Here is a 26180-nt window from a genome sequence, read left to right on the forward strand (position 1 = left end):
CGGCGGGATTTCTGGATACGCCTCATTCACCGCGGCGTCAGCGTGATCGCCTCCGCCGTTGCAGCCTCGACCGCGGCGCGGCTGTAGAGCAGCGGCACATACTGGCCGGTCGCCCAGAGCGGCGCGAGGTCGCGATAATGGCCGCTGAAGGGATCGCCCGACTGGCCCGGTGTGTTGATGGTGCGGCTCGCATCCCAATTGCCGACGTCGAGCACCATGCGGAACGATGCGCCAGCGAACAGCTGATAATCGGTGCGGCGATAGGTGGCCGCGCGCGGCACGTTGGCGGCGCCGCCGTAGGCCAGCGGACCGACCGAGAGCTGAGCGGCCGTCGCCTTGTCGGCCAGCGGCATCAGAGCATGGTCGAATTTTGCGACGTGCAGGCGGCCCCAGCGCCAGGTTGAGGAATCGGCCCCGAGCTTGGCTGTGACATCGGCCACCGCGGCGCCGAGGCTGTCGCGCAGGATCTGGTCGCGCGCGGTGGCGGGATCGGAGCCAAACGACGCGTCCGGAGATTCCAGAAAGGCGACAAGCGCCGAAATGCTGGACGCCTCCGGCGCGATCAGGTCGGCAGCCTTGGGCGCCGTGGTCTTCAGCAGTACCGGTCCAAGATGATTGGAGATCCAGACCTCGAACACCGCAGCAGCGGCATTGTCGGCGGCATCACGGGCGTCCCAAGGCTTGAGCAGTTCGAGGCCCTTCTTCACGTTGGCATCGTCCGAAGTGAGCGGCTGCAACAGCTTGACCAGCCGCCGGCCCAGCATCGTGGTGTCGTCGTTCTGCAGATCCATGGCATCGGCCAGCGTCACCTTGCTGTTGGCCTTCAGGACCTCGGTGATGCGCTGCCAGCGCGCACTGTCCGCCCATTCGAAGCCGACCTTGCGCTCGCTGACGGGATAATCCGCCGGCAGGTTCATCTGGTTGGCGGTGGCGAGAAAGCCCTGCTTGGGCTGATAGGCCTTGGGCAGTTCGTCGAGCGAGAGAAAACCCTGCCATTCGTAGCGGCCGTCGCCGGGCACCGGCATCAGGCCATCATAGTTGGCGCGCCGCGGCGTCTTGCCGGCGGCAACCCAGCCAATATTGCCCTTGGTGTCCGCATAGACCTGATTCTCCGACGGCGCGCCCCAGCGCCGCATGGCGCCGAGGAATCCGTTCCAATCCTTCGCGGTCATGTAGTCGGAGGAGCCGAAATAGGCCGAGGTGCCGGGCTCGAACCAGATCGAGCGGACGGCGAAGGCGCGCTTGTTGGCGTCGTCGACATAGATCACCGGACCATGCCGGGTGAATTTCAGCTCGAGGTCGCGATCGGCTTCGCCTTTCACCGGCTCCTTCTCGTGCACGATGCGCATGTCCTCCCAGCCGCTGCCATAGCGGTACTGGTTGGGATTCTGCGGATTGAGCTCGTAGACGTAGAGGTCTTCCTGGTCGACGTTGAAGATGGTGAGACCGAAGGCGATGGTGCCGTTGTGGCCGATCGAGATGCCGGGCAGCGCCGGCTCGCCCGCGCCGATCACGGAGAGGCCGGGCGCATTGAGGCCGACGATGTAGCGCAGCGACGGCACGCTGTGCTCGCGATGCGGATCGTTGGCGAGGATCGGCCGTCCCGTCGCGGTCCGCGACGCCGCGATCACCCAATTGTTGGAGCCGATGGTGTCGCGTTGCTGGTCGGCCTCGGTGAGGTACTTGTCGGGATCGTGCGCGAGTGCGGCCTGGCGATCTTTCGGCGCGGCAAAGGCGACCGGACGCGTTGCCAGATCGTAAGGCGCCAGCACCGCCTTCGGCACGCTGCAGGGATCGAGACCATCGGGAATTTTCGTCGTCCAGGCCGGCTCGAGCTTGACGCGAAACCGATCGGCATCGAGGCCGGCCGCACAGGCGACCAACGAGCGCTTGACCTCGGAGGCGACATTGCGCGTCAGGCCGTGGCTGCGGATGCGGACGATGTCGTCCGCCGTCCACGGATCCGGCCTGGTACCGGCGATCCTGAATTCGATCGGCAGCGGGCGCTTGCCCGCGCGCACATCGGCGACATAGGCGTTGACCCCGGCGACGAATGCCTCCGCATAGGTCCTCCCCTTGGGGCCGTAAGCCGCCCATTCCGCATTCATATCGCCGCGATAGAGAAAGAGCCGCAGCGCCTTGTCCTGTTCGGCATAGGCCGGGCCGAAATCCTTAGCCAGCAGACCAAGTCCGCGCTTGCGCCAGAGATCGATCTGCCAGAGCCGGTCGCGCGCGGCGTTGAAGCCCTGCAGGAAAAACAGGTCGTGCTCATTGTCTGCATAGATGTGCGGGATGCCCCAGACATCGACCAGAATCTGCGCGGGAGCATTGAGACCGGCGACGTCGGTCTTGACCTGACGCGCGCTTCCGAGCGGGTCCGGCTTCTCACGCGCGAGGGAAGTCGAGGTGAGCAGCGCGGCGCAGATCGCGGCGCCGCAGAGCTTTTGGACGACCCGGTTGAAATCCGTGTTCATTGTCGTTTCTCCCGTTTGTTGTTGTTGGGCGCGTCGTGCGCGCCCGTTATTCGCCCTCGTCGCTCGCGAGCACGCCCTTGACCGCCCTCGCCCATCCCGCCAGCTTCCGCTCGCGCGTCGCCTGGCTCATGTTCGGCTTGAAGCGGTGCTCCAGGCGCCAGTTGTCGGCGAATTTGGTCGGTTCGGGATAGACGCCGGCCTGGAGGCCCGCGAGATAGGCGGCGCCAAGCGCCGTCGTCTCCTGGATCACGGGGCGGTCGACGGGCGCGTCGAGCAGATCGGCGAGGCGCTGCATGGTCCAGTCGGATGCGGTCATGCCGCCGTCGACGCGGAGCACGACGCTTGCAGTTTCCGAGCTCGGCCAGTCGGCGCGCATTGCGGCCCAGAGATCAAAAGTCTGGTAGCAGACGCTTTCCAGGGCGGCGTGGGCAAGCTCGGCCGGGCCGGTGTTGCGGGTGAGGCCGAACAGGGCGCCGCGCACGCGCGGATTCCAGTACGGCGCGCCCATGCCGACGAAGGCCGGGACCAGATAGACGCTCTGCATGGAGTCCGACTGATCGGCGAGAGGTCCGGTCTCGGCGGCATGCTTGATGATGCCGAGGCCGTCGCGCAGCCACTGCACTGCCGAACCTGCGACGAAGATCGAGCCTTCGAGCGCATAGGTGCGCTTGCCCCCGAGCTGGTAGGCGATGGTGGTGAGCAGCTTGTTCTTCGAGGCCACGGGCGTGGTGCCGGTGTTGAGCAGGGCGAAGCAGCCGGTGCCGTAAGTCGATTTCATCATCCCCGGACGGAAGCAGGCCTGGCCGATGGTCGCGGCCTGCTGGTCGCCGGCGATGCCGCAGATCGCAATGGCGCCGCCGAACAAATCCGGCGTGCTCTCGCCGAAACGGGCGGAGGAATCCTTCACCTCGGGCAGCATCGAGCGCGGCACGCCGATGATCTCGAGCAGTTCGTCGTCCCACTGGCCGGTGTGGATGTTGAACAGCAGCGTGCGCGAGGCGTTGGTGGCGTCGGTGGCGTGGACCTTGCCGCCGGTGAGACGCCACAGCAGATAGCAATCGACGGTGCCGAACATCAGCTCGCCGCGGGCAGCGCGCGCCCGTGCGCCGGGGACGTGGTCGAGAATCCAGGCGACCTTGGTGCCGGAGAAATAGGGATCGATGATCAGGCCGGTCTTCTGCGAGATCACGGGCTCGCGGCCGTCGGCTTTCAGTTTCGCGCAGATGTCGGCGGTGCGGCGGTCCTGCCAGACGATGGCGCGATGCACGGCCTGCCCGGTGGCGCGGTCCCACACCACGGTGGTCTCGCGCTGGTTGGTGATGCCGATCGCGGCGATGTCCTTTGCGCCGATACCGGCCTGCGCGATCGCGTCGCGGCAGACCGTCACGGTCGAGGTCCAGATGTCCTCGGGCTCGTGCTCGACCCAACCCGAGGCGGGGAAATGCTGCGGAAACTCGGCCTGCGCCTTCGCCGCAATGGAAATGTCGCCGCGAAACACGATCGCGCGCGAGGAGGTGGTGCCCTGGTCGATGGCGAGGACGAAAGACATGGAATCAAACCTTGGGGTTTCTTTGGCGTTTTCCCGGCGTTGTCCGGTGAGGGGCTATTGTGTTTCGCCAAAGGGAGCGGATTAGGGCGGGAAGGTCAAGACGGCTGTCCTCCCACCCTCCCCCTGGAGGGCAGGGTGGGCTCGCATGCAGCGAAGTGGAACGCGAACCGGGACGGGGTGACAGACTATCCGCGAAGTTGGCGCTTCGAATTCTGAGCAGCAGCCGTCTCGTCGACGCAAGCGATACCGCCTTTGCGGCTTCACCCCACCCCGCCTCGCGTTGCGCTCTGGGCAACACGAAGCGACCCTCCCCTCTAGCGGAGGAAAAGTGAAGCGCGCCCGGCGTACAATTGCAAGTAGAACAGAAGTTACGGCGCCGCCGTGGTCACGCCGCCGTCGATGACGATCGTTTGTCCCGTCATGAAGCTCGACGCGTCGGAGGCGAGGTAGGCCACTGCGCCTGCGATTTCGTCGGGTTCGCCGATGCGGCGGAGCGGGGTGGTGGCGGTGCGGCGCTTTAGATTCGCTTCGTCTTCCCACAGCGCGCGGGCGAAGTCGGTCTTGACGAGGCCGGGCGCGATGCAGTTGACGCGGACGCCTTTCGGGCCCCATTCGCCGGCGAGCGAACGACACAGCGCGAAGTCGGCGGCTTTCGAGATGCCGTAGGCGCCGATCACGGTCGAACCGCGCAAGCCCCCGATCGAGGAGATGATGACGACGGAGCCGTTGCCGCGCTCCGCCATCTGCGGGATCGCCAGCGCGGAGAGCCAGATGTTGCTCTTGACGTTGCTGCCCATGATCTTGTCGAAGGCCTCGTCGGTGATGTCGAGCAGCGGACCGTAATACGGGTTGACCGCGGCGTTGCAGACGAGGATGTCGATCTTGCCGTAGTGCTTGATCGTGCCCGCGATCAGCGCCTCGACCTCCTGCTTGCGCGCGATGTTGCAGGGGATGACGGTGGCCTCGCCGCCGGCCGCCTTGATGCCGTCGGCGACTGCCTTGCAGGCATCGGCCTTGCGCGAGGAGACCACCACTTTGGCGCCGAGCCTTGCGAGCAGCTCGGCGGAGGAGCGGCCGATGCCGCGGCTGGAGCCGGTGACCACGGCGACCTTGCCGGTGAGATCGAACGGGGTGTTCTTCATTGTTGTTGCTCCGTTGAGCCCGCTTATTCAGACGTCATCGCCTGGCTTGCCCGGGCGATCCAGTATTCCAGAGACGGCGCGGCTAGAACCGAGAAGCCGCAGCGTACTGGATCCCCCGCCTGCGCGGGGGATGACAGCGACCTTGTAGCTAGATCAACCCGCCACCGTCCGCCACGCGGCGCTGGTGGTAGTCGGTGTCGCCGAACGAGTTCTCGATCATGGTCAGGCGCTTGAAGTAATGGCCGATCTTCGCCTCCATGGTCATGCCGATGCCGCCGTGGAGCTGGATCGCCTGCTGTCCCACGAACTTCAGCGACTTGCCGATCTGCACCTTGGCCGCGGCAATAGCGTTGCTGCGCTCCTTGGCGTCCTGGAAATCGCCCGCCATGGTCGCGAACATCGACATCGATCGCGCCTGCTCGGTGGCGACGAACATGTCAGAGGCGCGGTGCTGCAGCGACTGGAACGAGCCGATCGGCACCCCGAACTGCTTGCGCGTCTTGATGTACTCGACCGTGGTCTTGAGCGATTCGTCCATCAGGCCGACCGCTTCGGCGCAGAGCGCGATGCGGGCTTCGTCGACCACACGCTCGATCAGCGCGAGCGAGTCGTCGGGATTGCCGAGCGCCGCATCGGCACCGATTTCGACGCCGGTGAAGGTGATGTCGGCGGCGTGCAGGCCGTCCTGGGTCGGGTACGACTTCTTGGCGACGCCCTTGGCGTCGGCCGGCACCAGGAACACGCCGATGCCGCTCTTGTCGCGGCGCTCGCCCCTGGTGCGCGCGGTGACGATGAGGGTATCTGCGTTCTCGCCGTTGAGCACGACGAACTTCTCGCCGTCGATGACCCAACCGTCGCCCTTCTTCTTCGCCGTCGTGGTGACGTCGAAGAGATCGTAGCGCGAGTTCTTCTCGAGCTGGGCAAAGGCGAGCGTCTTGCTGCCGTCTACGATGCCGGGCACATGCGCGGCCTTCTGCGCATCGCTGCCCGCATGGCGCAGGAAGCCGCCGCCGATCACGACGGTTGCGAGGTAAGGCTCGAGCACCAGTGCCTTGCCGAGCGCCTCCATCACGATCATGGTCTCGACGCCGCCGCCGCCGAAGCCGCCATCGGCCTCCGCGAAGGGCAGACCGAGCAGGCCCTGCTCGGCGAGCTTGCCCCAGACCGCTTTGCTCCAGCCGCCCTTCTCCTTCATGTACTTCTTGCGGCTCTCGAAATCGTAGGAATCGGTCAAGAGGCCGTCGATGCTTTCCTTGAGAAGCCGCTGCTCCTCGTTCAGATCAAAATCCATGTTCTTTGCTCTCCGGTATCGATTTCGTCATGCCCGGTCTTGTGCCGGGCATCCACGTTCTTTCGTGGCGCTAGGCGTGGATGGCCGGGTCAGGCCCGGCCGTGACGGTGAGTGCGTGTTGATGGTGTACGATCAAAGCCCGAGCACCGCCTTGGCGATGATGTTGCGCTGGATCTCGTTGGAGCCGCCGTAGATCGAGACCTTGCGGTTGTTGAAATAGCTCGGCGCGATCTGGGCGGTCCAGTCCATGGCTTCGTTCGAGCCGTCGTCGCCGTGCACGTCATAGGGTGCTGCGAACGGGCCGATCACCTCCATCAGCAGCTCGGTGGTGGTCTGCTGGATCTCGGAGCCCTTGATCTTCAGCACCGAGGAAGCCGGATTGGGCTTGCCCTTGCCGTGCTTGCCTTCGTCGGCGACGACGCGGAGCTGGGTGAGTTCGAGCGCCTTGAGCTCGATCTCGCAGGCCGCGAGCTTGTCGCGGAAGGCTGCGTCCTGAATGATCGGCTTGCCGCCGGATTCGACCTTACCGGCGAGATCGCGGATGCGGCGGAGCCGCTCCTTGGAGACGCCGACCCGCGCGATGCCGGTACGCTCATTGCCGAGCAGGAATTTCGCGTAATCCCAGCCCTTGTTCTCCTCGCCGATCAGGTTCTCGATGGGCACTTCGACGTCGTCGAAGAACACCTCGTTGACCTCGGCGCCGCCGTCGATGGTCTGGATCGGGCGCACCGTGACGCCCTTCGACTTCATCGAGAACACGATGAAGGAGATGCCCATCTGCTTCTTGGCGGACGGGTCGGTGCGGCAGAGGCAGAAGATCATGTCGGCGTGCTGGGCGAGCGTGGTCCAGGTCTTCTGGCCGTTGATGATCCACTTGTCGCCCTTGCGCTCGGCCTTCGTCTTCAGCGAGGCGAGGTCGGAGCCGGAGCCGGGCTCGGAGAAGCCCTGGCACCACCAGTCGTCGACATTGGCGATGCGCGGCAGATACTGCTTCTTCTGCTCTTCATTGCCGAAGGTGTAGATGACGGGACCCACCATGCTGACGCCGAAGGCGAGCGGCTGCGGCGCCGGATAGGACTGCAGCTCCTCGTTGAAGATATAGTGCTGCACGGAGGTCCAGCCGGTGCCGCCATATTGCTTGGGCCAGTGGCTGACGCCCCAGCCCTTCTTGTTGAGGATGCGCCACCACGTCACCATCTCGTCCTTCGAGAGGTGGCGGCCCTCGACCAGCTTGCGCCGCGTATCCGGCGGCACGTTGTCGCGGAAGAATGACCGCACTTCCTCGCGAAACGCCTGCTCTTCTTTCGTGAATGCGAGATCCATCGGATCCTCCTGTGAATGTGTCGTCCCGGCGAAGGCCGGGACCCATAACCACCGGCCTTCGTTGGTTTGCGAAGGCCATTGTTGTTCGCGTGCCACACTCCTGCTGCGGAGTATGGGTCCCGGCTTTCGCCGGGACGACGGTTACTGGACGACGGCTACTGCAACACCTCGAAAAGCCCCGCCGCGCCCATGCCGCCGCCGACGCACATGGTGACGACCGCGTACTTCGCCTTGCGGCGGCGGCCTTCAATCAGAGCGTGGCCGGTGAGGCGCGCGCCCGACATGCCGTAGGGATGGCCCACCGCGATCGCGCCGCCGTCGACATTGATCTTGTCGGGGTCGATGCCGAGCTTGTCGCGGCAATACAGCACCTGCACCGCGAAAGCTTCGTTCAGCTCCCACAGGCCGATGTCGTCGACGGTCAGGCCATGACGCTTGAGCAGGCGCGGCACGGCGAATACCGGGCCGATGCCCATCTCGTCCGGCTCGCAGCCGGCGGAGACGAATCCGCGGAAGATGCCGAGCGGGTTGAGCCCGCGCTTCGCCGCTTCCTTGTCGCTCATGATCACGCTCGCGCTGGCCCCGTCCGAAAGCTGGCTGGCATTGCCGGCGGTGACCGAAAATCCCTCACCGCGCACGGCCTTGAGGCCGGCGAGGCCTTCTGCGGTGGTCTCGGGGCGCGGGCCCTCGTCCTGCGACAGCGTGACGTCCTTGAACGAGACTGCACCGGTGGCCTTGTCGGTCACCGCCATCTTTGTGGTGATCGGCGCGAGTTCGTCCTTGAACTTCCCGCCCTGCTGGGCCGCGGCGGTGCGGCGCTGGCTCTCCAGCGAATAGTCGTCCTGCTTCTCGCGCGAGATGCCGTAGCGCTTGGCGACGATCTCGGCGGTGTCGATCATGGGCATGTAGACCTCGCCCTTGATCTCGAGCAGCGCCGGGTCCTGCGCGTGGAAGCCGTTCATCTTGTCGTTCTGCACCAGCGAGATGGACTCGCCGCCGCCGCCGACCGCGATCTCGACACCGTCGAAGATCACCGAACGCGCGGCGAGCGCGATCGCCTGCAGGCCCGAGGCGCATTGCCGGTCGATAGTGGTGCCGGCGACGGTGACGGGGAGACCGGCACGGAGCAGCGCCTTGCGCGCGATGTTGCCGCCGGTCGCGCCCTGCTGGAGTGCTGCGCCCATCACGACGTCCTCGACCTCCTTGGGGTCGATCTTGGCGCGCGCGACGGCCTCGCCGATGGCGTGGCCGAGCAGGGTTGCGCCCTCGGTTGCGTTGAGCGCGCCGCGATAGGCCTTCCCGATCGGGGTGCGGGCGGTGGAAACGATGACGGCGTCGGTCAAGAGCGATCTCCTGATGCAAGTTGGGTGGCAAGTTGGGCGGATTGTGACGGTTTCTGCCGCTGGCGCAATTCGTGGCGCGACAGCTTTCCGACCGGCGTGCGCGGCAGATCGTGGACGAATTCGACCTCCGCCGGCAATTCGTGCTTGCCGAGCTTGCCGGCGAGCTGAGCGCGCAGCTCGTCGAGCGAGAACGGCTTTGCATCCGTCTTCAGCTTGATGAAGGCTTTGGCGGCCTCGCCGCGGTACTGGTCGGGAATACCGAGCACGATCACCTCGTGCACGCCTGGTATGGTATAGATCGCCTGCTCGATCATCTGCGGATAGACGTTGAAGCCGCCAGAGATGATCATGTCCTTCTTGCGGTCGACCAGGAAGAAATAGCCGTCGGTATCGACATAGCCGATGTCGCCGGTGAGGAAGCGGCCGTCGACGAAGGCCTCCGCGGATCCTTCGGGCTTATTCCAGTAGCCTTTGGTGACGTTCGGGCCCTTGATGCGAATCTCGCCGACTTCGCCCGGCGGCAGCACCTTCGTGGGATCGTCCAGGGAAACGACGTCGAGCTCGATGCCGGGCAGCATCAGGCCGATCGAGCCGGGCTTATCGGGACCTGTAGGCGGATGGCCGGTGCCGGGCGAGCAGGTCTCGGTCATGCCCCAGCCGCTGCGGAGCTTCTTGCCGACTTTGCGCTCGAAGAAACTCGCGATCTCCACCGGCAGCGGCGCTCCCCCGGAGCCGATCGTCGCCAGCGAGGAGAAATCGCGCTTGTCGAGATCGGGAAGGGCTGCGATCGCGATCCACATCGTCGGCACGCCGGGAAAGTAGGTTGCGCGCTTGATTTCGATGTCGCGCATCACCGCTTCGACGTCAAAACGCTGATGCAGCGAGATCAGATTGCCGCGCCTGAGCGAGGACAGCAGCACGACGGTGAGCGCATAGATGTGGAACAGGGGCAGCACGCAGATCACGCGCTCGACGACGTCGCCACGCGTCGCGCGCGACGGCTTGCCCCAGACGTCGTAGATCGACACGGCCGAGGTGAGATTGCCGTGGGTCAGCATCGCGCCTTTGGGCAAGCCGGTGGTGCCACCGGTATATTGCAGCAGCGCGACGTCGTCGGCGCTCACTTGCGGCCACTCTGCCGGCGCGGTGGCGCCCTCGACAAAGGCCTTGAAGGTGACGATGCGGGGATCGCTGGGGATCGCAGCCTGCGGCGTGCCGACCTTACCCCAATTATCGTCCTCGCAGACGACCAGGCGGTCGATCAGGCCCTTCTCCAGGAATTTCAGCGCGGTCGGCAGCAACGCCGCCAGGTTAGAGGTGACGAGCAGGCGCGAACCGGAATCGGAGACCTTGTGCGTCAGCGCGATCTCGCCGTCGAGCGGTGAGAGATGCGCGACGCGGGCGCCGGCCTTCAGCGCGCCGAAGAAATTCACGGGATGGTCCGGCGTATTGCCGAGGAACAGCGCGACCGAACTGTTCTTGCCGTAGCCGGCGCGCAGGAAGGCGGCGGCTGCGCGCTCAGCCATCGCGGCGAGTTCGCTGTAGGTAATCGGATGGTCGCGGAATTCCAGCGCGGTGCGCGGGCCGTACTCGGCGGCGGCTTTTGCCAGCAGATCAGGCAGCGTGCCCTGGACGATGGTGTCGTCCCAGCGCACGCCCTCGGGATAAAACTGTTCGCCGGGATGGGTCATTAGGGGTCGTTACTCTGCAAGGCGGCCGCGACGATACCGTGTGAGGTGGGCACAAGCGGACCGGCTCCCTTCCCCCTTGTGGGGAAAGGTTGGGGAAGGAGGTGGCCACAAACGCCGGCGCCCGGGGCTGCCCCCGTCCCTGACCCTCCCCCACAAGGGGGGAGGGAACGGAGAGAGCGTTGCCCGGGACGAGACATCACAGCCACCGCCAATCCAATCACGCCGCTTTCGAGCCCGCCGCGAGCGAGGCGAAGGTCTTGCCTTCGGCCGCGAGCTTCTTCAGCAGCGGCGCGGGCTCGAGGCTCGGATCGTTGGTCTCCTTGGCGTAGAAGGAGAGCCGATCGGCGATGTGCTTGAGGCCGACGGTGTCGGCCCAGAACATCGGGCCGCCGCGGTAGATCGGCCAGCCATAGCCATAGAGCCAGACCACGTCGATATCGGACGGGCGCGCGGCAATGCCCTCTTCCAGGATCTTCGCGCCCTCGTTGATCATCGGGTACATCATGCGCTCGAGGATCTCATCGTCGCTGACGACGCGCTTCTTGCGGCCCAAACGAAGCAGCGTCTCGTCGATCAGCTTCTCGACTTCGGGATCGGGCAGCGCCGAACGGGAGCCGGCTTCGTATTTGTAATAGCCCTTGCCGGTCTTCTGGCCGAAGCGTCCGGCTTCGCAGAGCGCATCCGCGATCTCCGACTTGATGCCGCGGTCCTTGCGCGAGCGCCAGCCGATGTCGAGGCCGGCGAGGTCACCCATCGCGAACGGCCCCATCGGCATGCCGAACTTCGTCACGACGGCGTCGACCTGCTGCGGAAGCGCGCCTTCGAACAGCAGTTTCTCGGACTGCTTGCCGCGCTGGGCCAGCATGCGGTTGCCGACAAAGCCGTCGCAGACGCCGACCACGGCCGGCACTTTTGCGATTTTGCGCGCGATCGAGACCGCCGTCACAAGGGCATCCGGCGCGGTCTTGTCGGCGCGCACGATCTCGCACAATTTCATGACGTTGGCGGGAGAGAAGAAGTGCATGCCGAGCACGTCCTGCGGACGCTTGGTCGACTTCGCGATCTCGTCGATGTTCAGGTAGGAGGTGTTGGAGGCGAGCACGGCGCCCGGCTTGACGTACTGGTCGAGCTTGCCGAACACTTCCTTTTTCACTGCCATGGTCTCGAACACGGCTTCGATGACGAGGTCGGCGTCGCCGACGTTCTCGATGCCCACGACGCCGTTGATCAGCGCCATGCGCTTCGCGGGCGCATCCGCCGGGATGCCGCCCCGTGCCGCGGTCGCTTCCCAGTTCTTCTGCATGATGCCCATGCCGCGCTTGAGCTGCTCCTCGCCTGTCTCGATCAGGGTGACGGGAATGCCGGCATTGGCAAAGGACATCGCGATGCCACCGCCCATCGTGCCGGCGCCGAGGATGGCGACGCGGTTCACGGGCCGCGGCTTGGTCCCTTCAGGAACGCCGGCGATCTTGCTGGCCTCGCGCTCCGCGAAGAAGGCATAACGCTGCGCCTTGGACTGATCGCTGGCGACGAGCTTCAGGAAGCCCTCGCGCTCCTTCTTCAGACCTTCGTCGAACGGCAGGTCGATGGCGTAGCCGACGGCGTCGGCCGCCGCGAACGGCGCTTCCAGGCCGCGCGACTTCTTGGTCATGGCGGCGACCGCATTGGTGAAGATCGAGCGGTCGGCCTTGGCCGCCGCGATCTTGGAGTCGTCGTCACGCAGGCGGCGCAGCGGACGCTTTTCAGCCAGCAGCTTTCGTACGAAGGCTTCGCCACCGGCGGCCGGACCCTCGACGATCTCCTCGATCAGACCGTTCTTCAGCGCTTCCGCCGCTCCGATCGGATCACCGCCGACGATCATCTTGACCGCGAGCTCCGGTCCAACCGCGCGCGGCAGGCGCTGGGTGCCGCCGGCGCCCGGCAGCAGGCCGAGCTTCACCTCGGGGAGGCCGAGCTTGGCTTCCTTCACCGCGACGCGGAAATGACAGGCGAGCGCGACCTCGAGGCCACCGCCGAGCGCGGTGCCGTGGATCGCGGCCACGACCGGCTTCGGTGAATTCTCGATCTCGGAAAGCACGTCGTTAAGGGCGGGCGGCTTCGGCGGCTTGCCGAATTCGGTGATGTCGGCGCCCGCGATGAAGGTGCGGCCGGCACAGATCAGCACAATGCCCTTGATGGCGGGATCGGCGACCGCGGCCTTGATGCACTCCAGAATTCCGCCACGAACCGCGGCGCTCAGCGCGTTGACCGGAGGGCTGTCGACCGTGACGATCCCGACTTCGTCATGACGCTCAAGCTTGACCACTTCGCTCACGGTGTCCCTCCTTGGTGGGTAACTTTGTTCAATTTCGCACTGCAGAATTTAATTCCGCATCTTGACGGCAGGGTTATTTTGAAGCACGTGGCTTGTCAACGACTCCGCGCAAGAAGCAGATCAGGGATGAAGCGTACAGGAAAGAAGACAGCGACCGATCGGAATTTCGTCGTCGCGCTTTCCCGCGGACTTGACGTATTGCGCGCATTCCAGCCCAGCGACGGACTTCTTGGCAATCAGGAAATCGCGGCCCGCACCAATTTGCCCAAGCCGACCGTTTCGCGGCTGACCTATACCTTGACCAAGCTCGGCTATCTGACGCCGGTTCCCCGCTTCGAGAAATATCAGCTTGCGCCGGCCGCGATGGCGCTCGGCTACGCCGCGTTGTCCAATCTCGGCGTTCGGCATTTGTCCGAGCCGTTTCGCGAGGAAATGATGCGTGCGACCGGCGGCGCCGTCGCCATCGGCGGCCGCGACCGGCACAGCATGATCTATTTCGGGCAGAGCCGTGGCAGCGAGACGGTTGGCGTTCAACTGGACGTCGGCTCCCGCGTGCCGATTGCAACCAGCGCGATGGGCCGCGCCTATTTCTGGGCACTCGACGAAGACAATCGCGCTGAACTGTCTCGTGTCTTGCGCGAACATTACGGCAGCCGCTGGCCCAAGATGCGCGACGGGTTGGAACGCTCCGGCGAGACGGTCGCGAAATATGGATTTGCGATTTCGGTCGGCGACTGGCACGACGACATCGGCGCCGCCGGCGTCGCGCTCAGACTCAACGACGGAACCGGTCCTTACGCATTCAATTGCGGCGCGCCCGCATTCCGCTTCACGGAAGAGCGTTTGATCAACGACATTGGACCGCGTCTGCTTGCGATGGTAAGGAACATCGAAGCGGCACTCGGGGGTCTGATGCCGCATTCCAAAAAAGACGTCAGCAAAAAGCTGAAATCAGGAGGGAAAGTTGCGCGTGTGGCCGAGGGGATCAGATAGCCTTTGTCATCATCGGGAGCGGTTCACATCGCCCCTTCGCTCACTGAACACAGTGGGCGAGACGAGATGACGCAGGCACAGCTCGCGCAGGGGACATCGCCCCTGCTCGCGGTTCGCGACGTCAGCGTCGTGTTCGGCGGCATCGTCGCGCTCAATGGTGTGTCCTTTGACATGCACAAGGGCCAGATCCTCGGCTTGATCGGCCCTAACGGCGCCGGCAAGACCACGCTCTTCAACTGCCTCTCGCGGCTCTACCAGCCGTCGTCCGGCGACATCCTGATGGAGGGCGCGAGCATCCTGACGCGCCCGCCGCACCGGATCGCGGAGATCGGCATCGGCCGCACCTTCCAGAACGTGGCGCTGTTTCCGAATTTGTCGGTGATGGACAATGTCCGCGTCGGCACCCATGCCCGCACCTCCAGCGACATCATCAGCGACTCGCTGCGGCTGGCCTGGGTTCGCCGCAGCGAGAGCGACGTCAACAAGAAGGTGCACGAGATCCTCGCCTATCTCGACCTCGAGGACGTCGCCCACACCGTCGTGTCGGGCCTGCCGTTCGGCACGCAGAAGCGCGTCGAGCTGGCGCGCGCGCTCGCTGCCGATCCGAAGATCCTGCTGCTCGACGAGCCCGCCGGCGGCCTCAACCACGAGGAAGTCTACGTGCTCGGCGACCTCATCCGCCGCATCCGCGACGAACGCCACATGACCGTGCTGCTGGTCGAGCATCACATGGGCCTCGTGATGTCGATCGCCGACCACGTCGTCGCGCTGAATTTCGGCAAGAAGCTCGCGGAAGGCACGCCCGCCCAGGTGCAGGCGGATCCCGACGTCATCAAGGCCTATCTCGGGAGCAAGGACCAATGACGACGCTGCTCAACGTCAAGGACCTGCGCGCTTATTACGGCCAGGTCCAGGCCCTCCACGGTCTGTCCTTCTCGCTCAGCGAGGGATCGCTGACCACGTTGCTGGGGGCCAACGGCGCCGGCAAGACCACCACGCTGCGCGCGATCTGCAACATGGTGCGCTCAACCGGCGGCATCGAGTTCGACGGCAAGCCGCTGAACAACCGCTCCACCGAGAGCATCGTGCGGTTCGGCATCGCCCATGTGCCGCAGGGCCGCGGCACCTTCACCACCATGACGGTGGAGGAAAACCTCCAGCTCGGCGCGATCACCCGCAAGGACAGCGCCGGCATCGTCTCCGACATCGAGCGCATGTATGCGCATTTCCCGGTGCTGAAGCAGCGGCATACCCAACAGGCCGGCACGCTCTCGGGCGGCGAGCAGCAGATGCTGGCGGTCGCCCGCGCCCTGATGCTGCGGCCGCGGCTGATGCTGCTGGACGAGCCTTCGTTCGGCCTGGCGCCGCTGGTGGTGCGCGACCTGTTCGGCATCCTCGGCAAGATCAACCGCGAGGACAAGGTGTCGATCCTGGTGGTCGAGCAGAACGCCCAGCTCGCGCTGGAGCTCGCCGACCAGGCCTATGTGATCGAGACCGGGCGCATCGTGATGTCGGGCAACGCCAAGGACATCGCGAACAACGAAGAAATCCGCAAATCCTACCTGGGTTACTGAGGAGCCGGCACGATGGAGCTGTTCACCAACCAAGTGCTGGCCGGCATCGCCACGGGCGCGATCTACGCCTGCATGGCGCTCGCCGTGGTCATGATCTATCAGGCGATCGACCATCTCAACTTCGCCCAGGGTGAGATGGCGATGTTCTCGACCTTCATCTCCTGGCAGCTGATGCAATGGGGCATCCCATATTGGGCTGCCTTCGTGATCACGCTGGCATTGTCCTTTGTCGGCGGCATCGCGATCGAGCGCATCCTGTTCAAGCCGCTCGCCAAGGCGCCGGTGCTGACCAACGTCGCCGGCTTTATCGCGCTGTTCGCGATCATCAACTCCTCGGCCGGCCTGATCTGGGACTTCACCATTAAGCAGTATCCGACCCCGTTCGGCTCCTCGCCCTTCCTCGGCAGCCAGCTGATCTCGACCCACCAGGCCGGCATGATCGGCGTCACCGTGCTGCTGCTGCTCGGCCTCTACTTCTTCTTCCAGTACACCAAGATCGGCCTCGCCATGCGCGCGGCCGCCTCCGTGCCTGAATCGGCCCGACTGGTCGGCATCAACACGAGCTGGATGATCGCGCTCGGCTGGGGCATGGCGTCCGCGATCGGTGCGATCGCCGGCATGCTGATCGCACCGGTCGTGTTCCTCGAGCCCAATATGATGGGCGGCGTGCTGATCTACGGCTTCGCCGCGGCGGTGCTCGGCGGACTGACCAGCCCGTTCGGCGCCGTGGTCGGCGGCTTCCTGGTCGGCGTCTTCGAGAACCTCGCCGGCACCTACATTCCCGGCGTCGGCAACGAGCTGAAGCTTCCGATCGCGCTCGCGCTGATCATTTCCGTCCTGGTCGTCAAACCCGCTGGCCTGTTCGGCCGGCAAATCGTCAAGCGAGTTTGATCATGAGCGCTGCAGAAGACGTCGTCACGGAAGCCCCGGCCGTCGAGGCGGTTCCGAAGCGGGCGATGACGCTGGGCACGGGCACCTCTCTGTTGGTGCTGGCGGTGCTGTTGATCGTGCCGGTGTTCGTCAAGAACTTCATCATCTTCCAGATGACGATGCTCCTGATCTACGGGCTCGCGGTGCTGGCCTTGAACATCCTGACGGGCGGCTCCGGCCAGTTCTCGCTCGGCCAGAGCGCCTTCTACGCCGTGGGCGCTTATACGTCGGCGGTGCTGATGGAGTACTTCAACGTCAACTATGCGCTGACAATTCCGATTTCCGCCGCGGTCTGCTTCGCATTCGGCTACCTGTTCGGCAAGCCGGCGCTGCGGCTGTCGGGCGTCTATCTCGCGCTCGCGACCTTTGCGCTTGCCACCGCGATGCCGCAGCTGCTGAAGCTGAACTTCCTCGAGCACTGGACCGGCGGCGTGCAGGGCCTCGTCGTCACCAAGCCCGACGCGCCGTTCGGGCTGCCTATGTCGCAGGACACCTGGCTCTACTACTTCTCGCTCGCCGTCGTGCTCGCGATCTACATCTTCTCGGTCAACCTGCTGCGCTCCCGGTCGGGCCGCGCCTTCATGGCGATCCGCGACAACGAGATCGCGGCCTCCTCGATGGGCGTCAACGTCGCACTGTACAAGACGCTGGCCTTCGGCGTGTCCGCCGGCATCACCGGCGTTGCCGGCTCGCTTGGCGCCATCGCCGTGCAGTTCGTCGCGCCCGACAGCTACACGATCACGCTGGCGATCTCGCTGTTCCTCGGCATGGTCGTCGGTGGCGTCGGCTGGCTGCCCGGCTCGTTCGTCGGCGCCGCCTTCATCATTTTCGTGCCGAACATGGCGGAGGGCATCTCCAAGGGCCTCTCCGGCGCGGTGTTCGGCGTACTCCTGTTCGCCGTCATCTACCTCGTGCCGCACGGCGCGAGGCAGATTGCGATCATGGGCCAGCAACTCGTCGGCCGGCTCAGAAAGAACTGACAACCCGTTGATTAAGCTAAGGAGACCCGAATTGTTTTTTGAAAGAACACTGCGAACCGCTGCGCTGGTGACGGCAACGGCGGTCATCACTCTCACCTCCGGCGCCGCATTCGCCCAGAAAAAATATGACACCGGCGCGTCCGATACCGAGATCAAGATCGGCAACATCATGCCGTATAGCGGTCCGGCCTCGGCCTATGGCATCATCGGCAAGACCGAAGAAGCCTACTTCAAGATGATCAACGACAAGGGCGGCATCAACGGCCGCAAGATCAACTTCGTCACCTATGACGACGGCTATTCGCCGCCGAAGGCCGTCGAGCAGGTCCGCAAGCTGGTCGAGAGCGACGAGGTGATCGTCGTGTTCAACCCGCTCGGCACGCCCTCGAACAGCGCGATCCAGAAATACCTCAACGCCAAGAAGATCCCGCAGCTGTTCGTCGCCACCGGCGCCACCAAGTGGAATGACCCGAAGAACTTCCCCTGGACCATGGGCTGGCAGCCGTCCTACCAGAGCGAAGCGCAGATCTACGCGAAATGGCTGTTGAAGGAAAAGCCGGACGCCAAGATCGCGATCCTCTATCAGAACGACGATTTCGGCAAAGACTACCTCAAGGGCACCAAGGACGGCCTGGGCGCCAAGGGCGCGTCCATGATCATCATGGAAGAAAGCTACGAGGTGTCCGAACCCTCGATCGACGGTCACATCGTCAAGATCAAGGCGGCCAATCCCGACGTCCTGCTGATCTACGCGACGCCGAAGTTCGCGGCCCAGACCATCAAGAAGACCGCCGAGCTGAGCTGGAAGCCGCTGCAGATCCTCACCAACGTGTCGATCTCGGTCGGCAGCGTGATGAAGCCGGCCGGCTTCGAGGCCTCGCAGGGCGTGCTGTCGGCGGCCTATGCCAAGGACTCCACGGACCCGCAGTGGGCCAACGACCCCGGCATGAAGAAGTGGAACGAGTTCGTCGACAAGTACATGCCGGGTGCCGACAAGTCCGACACCAGCATGGTCTACGGCTACGGCGCGGCGTCGACGCTGGCCAAGGTCCTGGAGATGTGCGGCGACGATCTGACCCGGGCCAACATCATGAAGCAGGCGGCCTCGTTGAAGGATTTCGCACCGGATACCCTGCTGCCCGGCGTCAAGATCAACACCAGCCCAACCGACTTCGCCCCGATCGCCCAGCTCCAGATGCAGCGTTTCAAGGGCGAGAAGTGGGAACTCTTCGGCGAGATCATCAGCGGCGACATCGCCACGGAGTGACGCTCTGACGCTATAGTCCGACACATCGAGAAGCCCCCGCGAACGAATCGCGGGGGCTTTTTGTTGACGTCCCGCATCAATCTTGTTCAATGCGGCGGCGATCCGTTCCGGGTGGAGAAAGATGACTGCCGTTCGATTTCAGGTTGCGGGCGTTCTGGCCGCATTCGCGTTGTGCACTGCGATGAGCGGCCCGGTCCTGGCGCAGAAGAAATACGACAGCGGCGCTTCCGATACCGAGATCAAAATCGGCAACATCATGCCCTATAGCGGCCCGGCCTCCGCCTATGCGGCGATCGGCAAGGCCGAGGAAGCCTATTTCAACAAGATCAATGCCGAGGGCGGCATCGGCGGCCGCAAGATCAAGTTCATCTCCTACGACGACGGCTATTCGCCGCCGAAGACGGTGGAGCAGGCCCGCAAGCTGGTCGAGAGCGACGGGGTGCTGCTGATCTTCGGCTCGCTCGGCACCTCCACCAACGGCGCCATCCGCAAATACATGAACGAGAAGAAGGTGCCGCAATTGTTCGTGGCGAGCGGCGCTTCGAAGTGGAACGATCCGAAGCAATATCCCTGGACCATGGGCTGGCAGCCGAGCTACGCCAGCGAGGCGCGCATCTACGCCAAATACATCATGAAGGAGAAGCCGGACGGCAAGATCGGCGTGCTCTATCAGAACGACGATTTCGGCAAGGACTACCTGAAAGGGCTGAAGGATGGCCTTGGACCCAAGGCCTCGATGATCGTGCTGGAAGACGGTTACGACACGTCGGAGCCGGCAATCGACGAGCACGTTGTGAAATTGAAGGCCTCCGGCGCCGACATTTTCGTCAGCATCACCACCCCGAAATTTGCAGCGCAGGCGATCAAGAAGGCGGCCGAGATCGGCTGGCATCCGGTCCACATCATCTCCAACGTCTCGGCCTCGGTCGGCGGCGTACTCGAGCCGGCGGGGCTCGAGATCTCGCAAGGGATCCTGTCGGCGAGCTACACCAAGGACGCCTCCGACCCGCAATGGAATGCCGATGACGGCATGAAGAAATTCTACAACTTCCTCGCCAAATACGATCCCAAGGCCAACAAGCTCGATGCCGGCGTGGTGTTCGGCTATGCCGCCGCGCAGACCATGGTGAAGGTGCTGCAAATGTGCGGTGACGACCTCACCCGCGACAACGTCATGAAGCAGGCCGCCTCCTTGAAGGATTTCCAGCCCGACACGCTGTTGCCAGGCATCAAGATCAACACCGCAGCCGACGATTTCGCCCCGATCGAGCAGCTCCAGATGATGCGCTTCAAGGGCAAGAAGTGGGAGCTGTTCGGGGACGTGATCTCGAGCGAGCTCGACCACTGAAGCCGCGCAACTCAAACTCGCTCCTGATCGGCTCATCAACTCAAGCGGATGTATCTTCTCGCAGTCGCACACGAGCGCGCGGCCGCCCCTGACTACTAAAGAAGCAGCCTCCGCGACCCCGCCGCAGGGGCTTTCTGTTGTAGGCATCAGGTAAATCGTATTGAATTGCGGCTGCGTCACCAAAAACAGGCAACACAAGAAAAGGGACGCACACACACCAAGAAAATAGGGAGATAGGAATGCCCGCTGTCACCGGCAAACTTGCGGCCGCGTCACTGGCGCTCGCGCTCATTGCGGCCTTGGCCTCCACTGCATCGGCCCAGAAGAAATACGACACCGGCGCGACCGATACCGAGATCAAGGTCGGCAACATCATGCCTTACAGCGGACCGGCCTCCGCCTACGGCATCATCGGACGGACCGAAGCTGCCTATTTCAAGAAGATCAACGACGAAGGCGGCATCAACGGTCGCAAGATCAACTTCATCAGCTACGACGACGCCTACTCGCCGCCGAAAACGGTGGAGCAGGCGCGCAAGCTGGTCGAGAGCGACGAGGTGCTGTTCATCTTCAACTCGCTCGGCACGCCGCCGAACTCGGCGATCCACAAATACATGAACTCGAAGAAGGTGCCGCAGCTCTTCGTCGCCACCGGCGCCACCAAGTGGAACGATCCGCAGAACTTCCCCTGGACCATGGGGTGGCAGCCCAACTACCAGAGCGAGACGCAGATCTACGCGAAGTGGCTGCTGAAGAACAAGCCCGACGCCAAGATCGCCGTGCTGTTCCAGAACGACGATTACGGCAAGGATTATCTCAAGGGCCTGAAGGACGGCCTCGGCGCCAAAGCCGCGTCGATGATCGTCGTGGAGGAGAGCTACGAGACCTCCGAACCGACCATCGACAACCACATCGTCAAGCTGAAGTCGACCGGCGCCGACGTCTTCATGAACATCACGACGCCGAAATTCGCAGCCCAGGCGATCAAGAAGAACGCCGAGATCGGCTGGAAGCCGCTGCACTTCCTCAACAACGTCTCTGCCTCCGTCGGCAGCGTGATGAAGCCTGCCGGCTTCGAGAACGGCCAGGACATCATCTCGGCCGATTATCTGAAGGACGTCTCGGATCCGCAGTGGGCCAATGATGCCGGCATGAAGGACTTTCTCGCCTTCATGACCAAATACTTCCCCGAGGGCGACAAGCTCGATAAGGGCACGATCGTCGGCTATGCCGTGGCCCAGACCCTGGTTCAGGTCTTGAAGCAGTGCGGTGACGATCTCACGCGCGAGAACGTCATGAAGCAAGCGGCGAATCTGAAGGACTTCCGCACCGAGGCCCTGCTGCCGGGCGTGAAGATCAACACCTCGCCGACCGATTTCGCGCCGATCAGCCAGCTTCAACTCGAGAAGTTCAAAGGCGAGAAGTTTGAGCTGTTCGGAGACGTGATCAGCGCCGACGTCGGCGGCTAGCCCCATCAAGGACGCGACGACGGAACCCCCCTGCGAACCATCGCAGGGGTTTTTGCTTGCGCGGCGATTATGATCACGCGATTGCACAATCGAATGATGGCAAAGCCGGCTTACGCTTTGGCGCATGATGCGGTAGGCAGGTGAGCGGCGCGTTCGCCGCCAGTCTTTCCTGTCCGCTCAAGGCCCTTCGTCATGACCGACCGACGCCCCCTGCTCCGCGCGCTCTACGACGCCGCCGTTGCCGCCGCTCATCCGAGCACAATTCTGGCGCCGCACCTGCGGCCCGCGCCAAAGGGACGCGTGATCTGTCTCGCCGCCGGCAAGGGCGCGGCCGCGATGGCCGCCGCCGCCGAGCGGCATTATCTCGACACGCTCGGGCTCGCACCGGAACGCCTCGTCGGCATCGCCACCACGCGTCACGGCTACGGCGTGCCGACGCGCCGCATCCGCGTGGTCGAGGCCGGTCATCCCGTGCCCGACGAAGCCGGCCTGAAGGGCGCGGCCGACACGCTGGCGCTCGCGGCCGAGGCCGGGCCGGACGATCTGCTCTTGGTGCTGCTCACCGGCGGCGGCTCGGCGAACTGGATCGCGCCCGTCAACGGCATCAGCTTCGGGCAGAAGCAGGCGGTCAACAAGGCGCTGCTCCGCTCCGGCGCGCCGATCGGCGAGATGAATGTCGTGCGCAAGCATCTGTCGCGGATCAAGGGCGGGCGGCTGGCGCGCGCCGGCAAAAATGCCGCCGAGATCGTGACGCTTGCGATTTCCGACGTGCCGCATGACGATCCCTCCGCGATCGCCTCAGGTCCGACCGTGCCCGATCCGACCACGCTCAATGATGCGCGCGCCATTGTCGCCAGGTACAAGCTCGACATCGACGATGCCGTCCGCCGCGCGCTGGACGACCCCGCCAACGAGAGCTGCAAGCCCGGTGATGCCGCCTTCGCGCGCGCGCATTTCGAATTGATCGCACGTCCGAAGCAATCGCTCGACGCTGCGGTCAAACTCGCGCATGAGGCCGGTTACGAGACGATCGATCTCGGCGCCGACCTCGAAGGGGAGGCCCGCGACGTTGCCGCCGATCACGCCAGGCTGGCGCTTCAGGCCCGCGCGCAGGGCAAGCGGGTCGCGATCCTCTCCGGCGGCGAGCTCACGGTCACCGTGCGCGGCAATGGCCGCGGCGGGCCGAACCAGGAATATGCGCTGGCGCTCGCCGGCCTCTTGAAGGACACGCCTGACATCTCCGCGCTCGCCGGCGACACCGACGGCGCCGATGGCGGTGCCGGCAATCCCACTGATCCCGCCGGCGCGCTGATCGACGCGGCGACGTTCGCGAAGATGGCGGCGCAGCGGCTGGAGCCGCAGGCCTATCTCGACAACAACGACGCGACCACGTTCTTCGAGGCGACGGGCGACCTGTTGCTGCCGGGGCCCACGCTGACCAATGTGAACGACATCAGGGTAATCCTGGTCGACTGACACGGCGGCATCGCCATCCCGCCGGCGCCCCGCGCGGTTCGGCGGGACGACATGGTTAACGATCTCTGAATTCTCGTCGGTGTCCTCTTTTCCAGGGGGCGGGCATCGCCGCCCTTAACCTCGCGTTCGCCGCAGTTTCAGGAACATGTCCCGAAATTGGGCGAATTGTCGGGCTGATTCACCACCGCCTGCTCTAATCGCGTCGTCCCGGGGGCAACGCGCATGGCGGAGAGTGATCAGGAGGTCGCAAGCATTGATCCGCTTGTGCTCGGCGAGTTGCTCAAGTGCGCCGCCAATAATCTGTGGCTTGGGATCATCCTCTTTGGCAGCGACCGCAGGGTCATTTTCTGCAACCCGCGCTACCGCGAGATGTACGCGCTCTCGCCCGACCAGGTGCACCCGGGCACGCCGATCAAGGACCTGATCGAGCATCGGCTCAAACTGGGCCTGAGCATCGGCGGAGAAGCCGGCGCCTATGTCCGTGCCCGCACCGAGGGTTCGGTCGTCAGCGAGCAGACGGTCCAGCAATTCGCCGACGGACGAATCATCGCCTACACCATTCATCCCCTGCCCGACGGCGGCGGCATGGCGACGCACGAGGACATTACAGAGCGCGAAGAGCTCAGTCGGCGGTTGCAGGAGCGCAACTTCCAGTTCGACATCGCGATCAACAACATGTCGCACGGACTCTGCTTCTTCAGCGCCGACCATCGGCTGGTGGTCTGCAACACGCACTTTATCGAGATGTACGGCCTGCCGCCCGACCGCGTTCGTCCGGGCACGCCGCTCCAGGAGATCCTCGACCTACGCTACGAGGTCGGCAGCGTGCCGGCGATGACGCGGGAGGAATACGCCAAATGGCGGACCGATGTCGCCATGTCAGCCGAGGCCATGGACAGCATCGTCGAGATGCAGAACGGGCGAACCTTCAAGAACAGGCACCGACCGATGCCCGATCTCGGGTGGGTCGCGACCCATGAAGACATCACCGAGCAGCGCAAGGCGGAATTGCAGATCGCGCATATGGCGCCCCACGACGCGCTGACGGACCTCGCCAATCGCGCCCTGCTCGGTCAGCGCCTGAAGCAGGCGCTCGAACAGGGTGGGATGTTCGCGATCCACCACGTCGATCTCGACAAGTTCAAGGCCGTCAACGACACCCTGGGCCACCAGGCCGGCGACATCCTGCTGCAGGATGTCAGCCGCCGCCTCAAGCAGCTCGCGCGCGACAGCGATACGGTCGCGCGCATGGGTGGCGATGAATTCGTGATCCTCCAGACGCCGATTTCCGATTCGAGCGAGGCGGACCTGCTGGCGCGCGACGTTGTCAGGACGCTGAGTGCTCCGTTCGGGCTCGACGGACACCAGACCATTGCGGGCGCGAGCATCGGGATCGCGATTGCGCCTGGCGACGGCTCGACGCCCGAGCAACTCCTGCACAATGCCGATCTGGCCCTGTATCGCGCGAAAAGCGACGGCCGCGGCATGCACTGCTTCTTCGAACCGGCCATGGGCGAAGAAGCGCAAAGCCGTCGCGGGCTGGAGCAGGACCTGCGCAACGGCCTTGCCGCCGGCCAGTTCGAACTGCACTACCAGCCGGTCGTGAAGACCGACGGCGGCGAGATCAGCGGCTTCGAAGCCTTGATCCGCTGGCGACATCCCCGGCGCGGACTGGTCGCGCCCAACAGCTTTATCCCGCTTGCGGAAGAGATCGGCCTGATCGTGCCGATCGGCGAATGGGTGATCCGGCAGGCCTGTGGCACTGCAAGCCGATGGCCGGACCATCTGCACGTCGCCGTCAACATCTCGGCGGTGCAATTCCGCCAGCCGGGCCTGACGGAGGTGATCGTCGGCGCGCTGGCGGCCTCCGGCCTCGATCCGCGGCGGCTGGAGATCGAGATCACGGAAAGCGTGTTTCTGCAGGACAGGAACGGAACGCTGACGACGCTGCACCAGCTCCGGGCGCTGGGCATCAAGGTCGCCATGGACGATTTCGGCACCGGCTATTCGTCACTGACCTATCTGCAATGCTTCCCCTTCGACAAGATCAAGATCGACCGGTCTTTCGTCAGCGGCGTGGAAAACAATGCGGCATCCCTCAGCATCGTGCGGGCGGTGGCGGCACTGGCGCGCGGGATGGGCATGACGACGACGGCGGAGGGGGTGGAGAGCGAGGAGCAACGGGACCGGATCGCAGCGGAGGGCTGCACGGAAATGCAGGGCTATTTGTTCAGCCCTCCGTTGCCCGCCGAGGAAATCGAGCGCCATTTCCTGTCCGCGAAAACACCTGCCATGCCCGACCGGTTCGCTCTGCGGCATAACCGCCGCCAGCCCGCCCGCGCTTCCGGGTTTGATGCCCGGTCGCCGGGCAATCAACCGTCAAAACTCGTTGGCGATCTTCGAGAGCATCCCGAGCAGGGCTTCGCGGTTGGACGGCCCGAGCAGCTCGTTCAGCCGGGCCTCGTGCTTGGTGGCGACGAGCTTCTTGGCGCGGGCCAGCACGGCCTTGCCCTTGTCGGTCAGCACCAAGATGTGCGAGCGGCGGTCGTTGGTGGAGCGGATCCGCGCGCAAAGGTCGCGGCTCTCGAGATTGTCGAGCATCGCCACGAAATTCGGGCGCAGGATGCCGAGGGTGGAGGCGATCTCGGTCTGGTTACGGCCGGGGTTTTTCTCGACCAGCAGCAGCACGGAGAACTGCGCCGGCGTGAGCTGGAGCGAGGCCATGCAGCGCAGGAAGTTCTCGAACACCTTGAGCTGTGCCCGCTTCAGGACATAGCCGAGCTGCTCCGAGAGCTCGCCGAGCTGGAGGGCTTCACCAGGCCCGTCGGCCGCGTCCTTGCGGCCCTTGGCGGTCTCGGCGGGTTTTTCAGAGGACTTTTCAGCGGTTTTGGAAACGGTCATCGCCTCATGCTCGCAATCCCGTTAAGTTCGGGAGGATCGTTCGCCACCCTTGATGTTATATTTGATAATTGTTATGGACCATATCAAATATCGTCAGCGCTGTTCAATGGCTGTG

General features: G+C 64.4%; 18 protein-coding genes and 1 pseudogene. 10 read left to right on the forward strand and 9 right to left on the reverse strand.

What is annotated here, in order from left to right; all coding sequences use genetic code 11:
- Positions 1 to 26: 26 nt before the first annotated feature.
- The 8 genes from BcanWU425_RS34710 to BcanWU425_RS34745 form a co-directional block, all read right to left on the reverse strand.
- Positions 27 to 2474: a penicillin acylase family protein gene (locus BcanWU425_RS34710; protein WP_204513268.1), complete on the reverse strand. Its 2448-nt coding sequence runs from the start codon at positions 2472 to 2474 to the stop codon at positions 27 to 29.
- Between the two features lie 46 nt (positions 2475 to 2520).
- Complete coding sequence (gene glpK, locus BcanWU425_RS34715; protein WP_204513267.1) at positions 2521 to 4023, reverse strand: glycerol kinase GlpK; 1503 nt, start codon at positions 4021 to 4023, stop codon at positions 2521 to 2523.
- A 368-nt stretch (positions 4024 to 4391) separates the two neighbouring features.
- Complete coding sequence (locus tag BcanWU425_RS34720) at positions 4392 to 5165, reverse strand: SDR family NAD(P)-dependent oxidoreductase (RefSeq protein ID WP_204513266.1); 774 nt, start codon at positions 5163 to 5165, stop codon at positions 4392 to 4394.
- A 148-nt stretch (positions 5166 to 5313) separates the two neighbouring features.
- A complete protein-coding gene (pimD, locus tag BcanWU425_RS34725) occupies positions 5314 to 6456 on the reverse strand; it encodes a pimeloyl-CoA dehydrogenase small subunit (protein ID WP_204513265.1) in 1143 nt (380 codons plus the stop codon).
- Between the two features lie 132 nt (positions 6457 to 6588).
- Positions 6589 to 7779 carry a pimeloyl-CoA dehydrogenase large subunit gene (gene pimC / locus BcanWU425_RS34730; RefSeq protein WP_085351714.1) on the reverse strand — a complete coding sequence of 397 codons (1191 nt, stop codon included), beginning with the start codon at positions 7777 to 7779 and terminating at the stop codon, positions 6589 to 6591.
- A 155-nt stretch (positions 7780 to 7934) separates the two neighbouring features.
- On the reverse strand, positions 7935 to 9122 hold the full coding sequence (locus BcanWU425_RS34735) for an acetyl-CoA C-acyltransferase (RefSeq protein ID WP_085351713.1): 1188 nt from the start codon (positions 9120 to 9122) through the stop codon (positions 7935 to 7937).
- Complete coding sequence (gene pimA / locus BcanWU425_RS34740; RefSeq protein WP_204513264.1) at positions 9119 to 10813, reverse strand: dicarboxylate--CoA ligase PimA; 1695 nt, start codon at positions 10811 to 10813, stop codon at positions 9119 to 9121. The genes BcanWU425_RS34735 and pimA overlap by 4 nt, the downstream gene beginning before the upstream one ends.
- A gap of 217 nt (positions 10814 to 11030) precedes the next feature.
- Positions 11031 to 13127 (reverse strand): 3-hydroxyacyl-CoA dehydrogenase NAD-binding domain-containing protein, encoded by a 2097-nt coding sequence (locus tag BcanWU425_RS34745; protein ID WP_204513263.1) that lies wholly within the window; start codon positions 13125 to 13127, stop codon positions 11031 to 11033.
- 126 nt (positions 13128 to 13253) lie between these two features.
- On the opposite strand from BcanWU425_RS34745, the gene BcanWU425_RS34750 reads away from it, so the two are divergent.
- From BcanWU425_RS34750 to BcanWU425_RS34795, 10 genes and pseudogenes are all read left to right on the forward strand, one after another.
- Entirely contained in the window at positions 13254 to 14120 is an 867-nt protein-coding gene (locus tag BcanWU425_RS34750; protein WP_018458483.1) for an IclR family transcriptional regulator, read from the forward strand.
- A 66-nt stretch (positions 14121 to 14186) separates the two neighbouring features.
- Positions 14187 to 14984: an ABC transporter ATP-binding protein gene (locus tag BcanWU425_RS34755; protein WP_007599710.1), complete on the forward strand. Its 798-nt coding sequence runs from the start codon at positions 14187 to 14189 to the stop codon at positions 14982 to 14984.
- Positions 14981 to 15694, forward strand: coding sequence for an ABC transporter ATP-binding protein (locus tag BcanWU425_RS34760; protein ID WP_007599709.1), 714 nt, complete (start codon positions 14981 to 14983; stop codon positions 15692 to 15694). Before BcanWU425_RS34755 ends, BcanWU425_RS34760 begins: the two co-directional genes overlap by 4 nt.
- A 12-nt stretch (positions 15695 to 15706) precedes the next feature.
- A complete protein-coding gene (locus tag BcanWU425_RS34765) occupies positions 15707 to 16585 on the forward strand; it encodes a branched-chain amino acid ABC transporter permease (protein WP_007599708.1) in 879 nt (292 codons plus the stop codon).
- Positions 16586 to 16587: 2 nt separating this feature from the next.
- A complete protein-coding gene (locus tag BcanWU425_RS34770) occupies positions 16588 to 17604 on the forward strand; it encodes a branched-chain amino acid ABC transporter permease (protein ID WP_026233593.1) in 1017 nt (338 codons plus the stop codon).
- Between the two features lie 31 nt (positions 17605 to 17635).
- A complete protein-coding gene (locus BcanWU425_RS34775) occupies positions 17636 to 18871 on the forward strand; it encodes an ABC transporter substrate-binding protein (protein WP_026233592.1) in 1236 nt (411 codons plus the stop codon).
- Positions 18872 to 18992: 121 nt separating this feature from the next.
- Positions 18993 to 20219 (forward strand): ABC transporter substrate-binding protein, encoded by a 1227-nt coding sequence (locus BcanWU425_RS34780; RefSeq protein WP_018458480.1) that lies wholly within the window; start codon positions 18993 to 18995, stop codon positions 20217 to 20219.
- A 239-nt stretch (positions 20220 to 20458) separates the two neighbouring features.
- Positions 20459 to 21688, forward strand: coding sequence for an ABC transporter substrate-binding protein (locus BcanWU425_RS34785; protein WP_204513262.1), 1230 nt, complete (start codon positions 20459 to 20461; stop codon positions 21686 to 21688).
- A 192-nt stretch (positions 21689 to 21880) separates the two neighbouring features.
- Positions 21881 to 23164, forward strand: coding sequence for a glycerate kinase type-2 family protein (locus tag BcanWU425_RS34790; RefSeq protein ID WP_085351707.1), 1284 nt, complete (start codon positions 21881 to 21883; stop codon positions 23162 to 23164).
- A 222-nt stretch (positions 23165 to 23386) separates the two neighbouring features.
- A pseudogene (locus BcanWU425_RS34795) lies at positions 23387 to 25345 on the forward strand (putative bifunctional diguanylate cyclase/phosphodiesterase); the annotation flags it as partial.
- A gap of 198 nt (positions 25346 to 25543) precedes the next feature.
- On the opposite strand, the gene BcanWU425_RS34800 reads toward BcanWU425_RS34795, so the two are convergent.
- Positions 25544 to 26065, reverse strand: coding sequence for a MarR family winged helix-turn-helix transcriptional regulator (locus BcanWU425_RS34800; RefSeq protein WP_007605305.1), 522 nt, complete (start codon positions 26063 to 26065; stop codon positions 25544 to 25546).
- Positions 26066 to 26180: the final 115 nt, after the last annotated feature.

The sequence above is a fragment of the Bradyrhizobium sp. WU425 genome (assembly GCF_021052305.1).
Lineage (GTDB): Bacteria > Pseudomonadota > Alphaproteobacteria > Rhizobiales > Xanthobacteraceae > Bradyrhizobium > Bradyrhizobium canariense_D.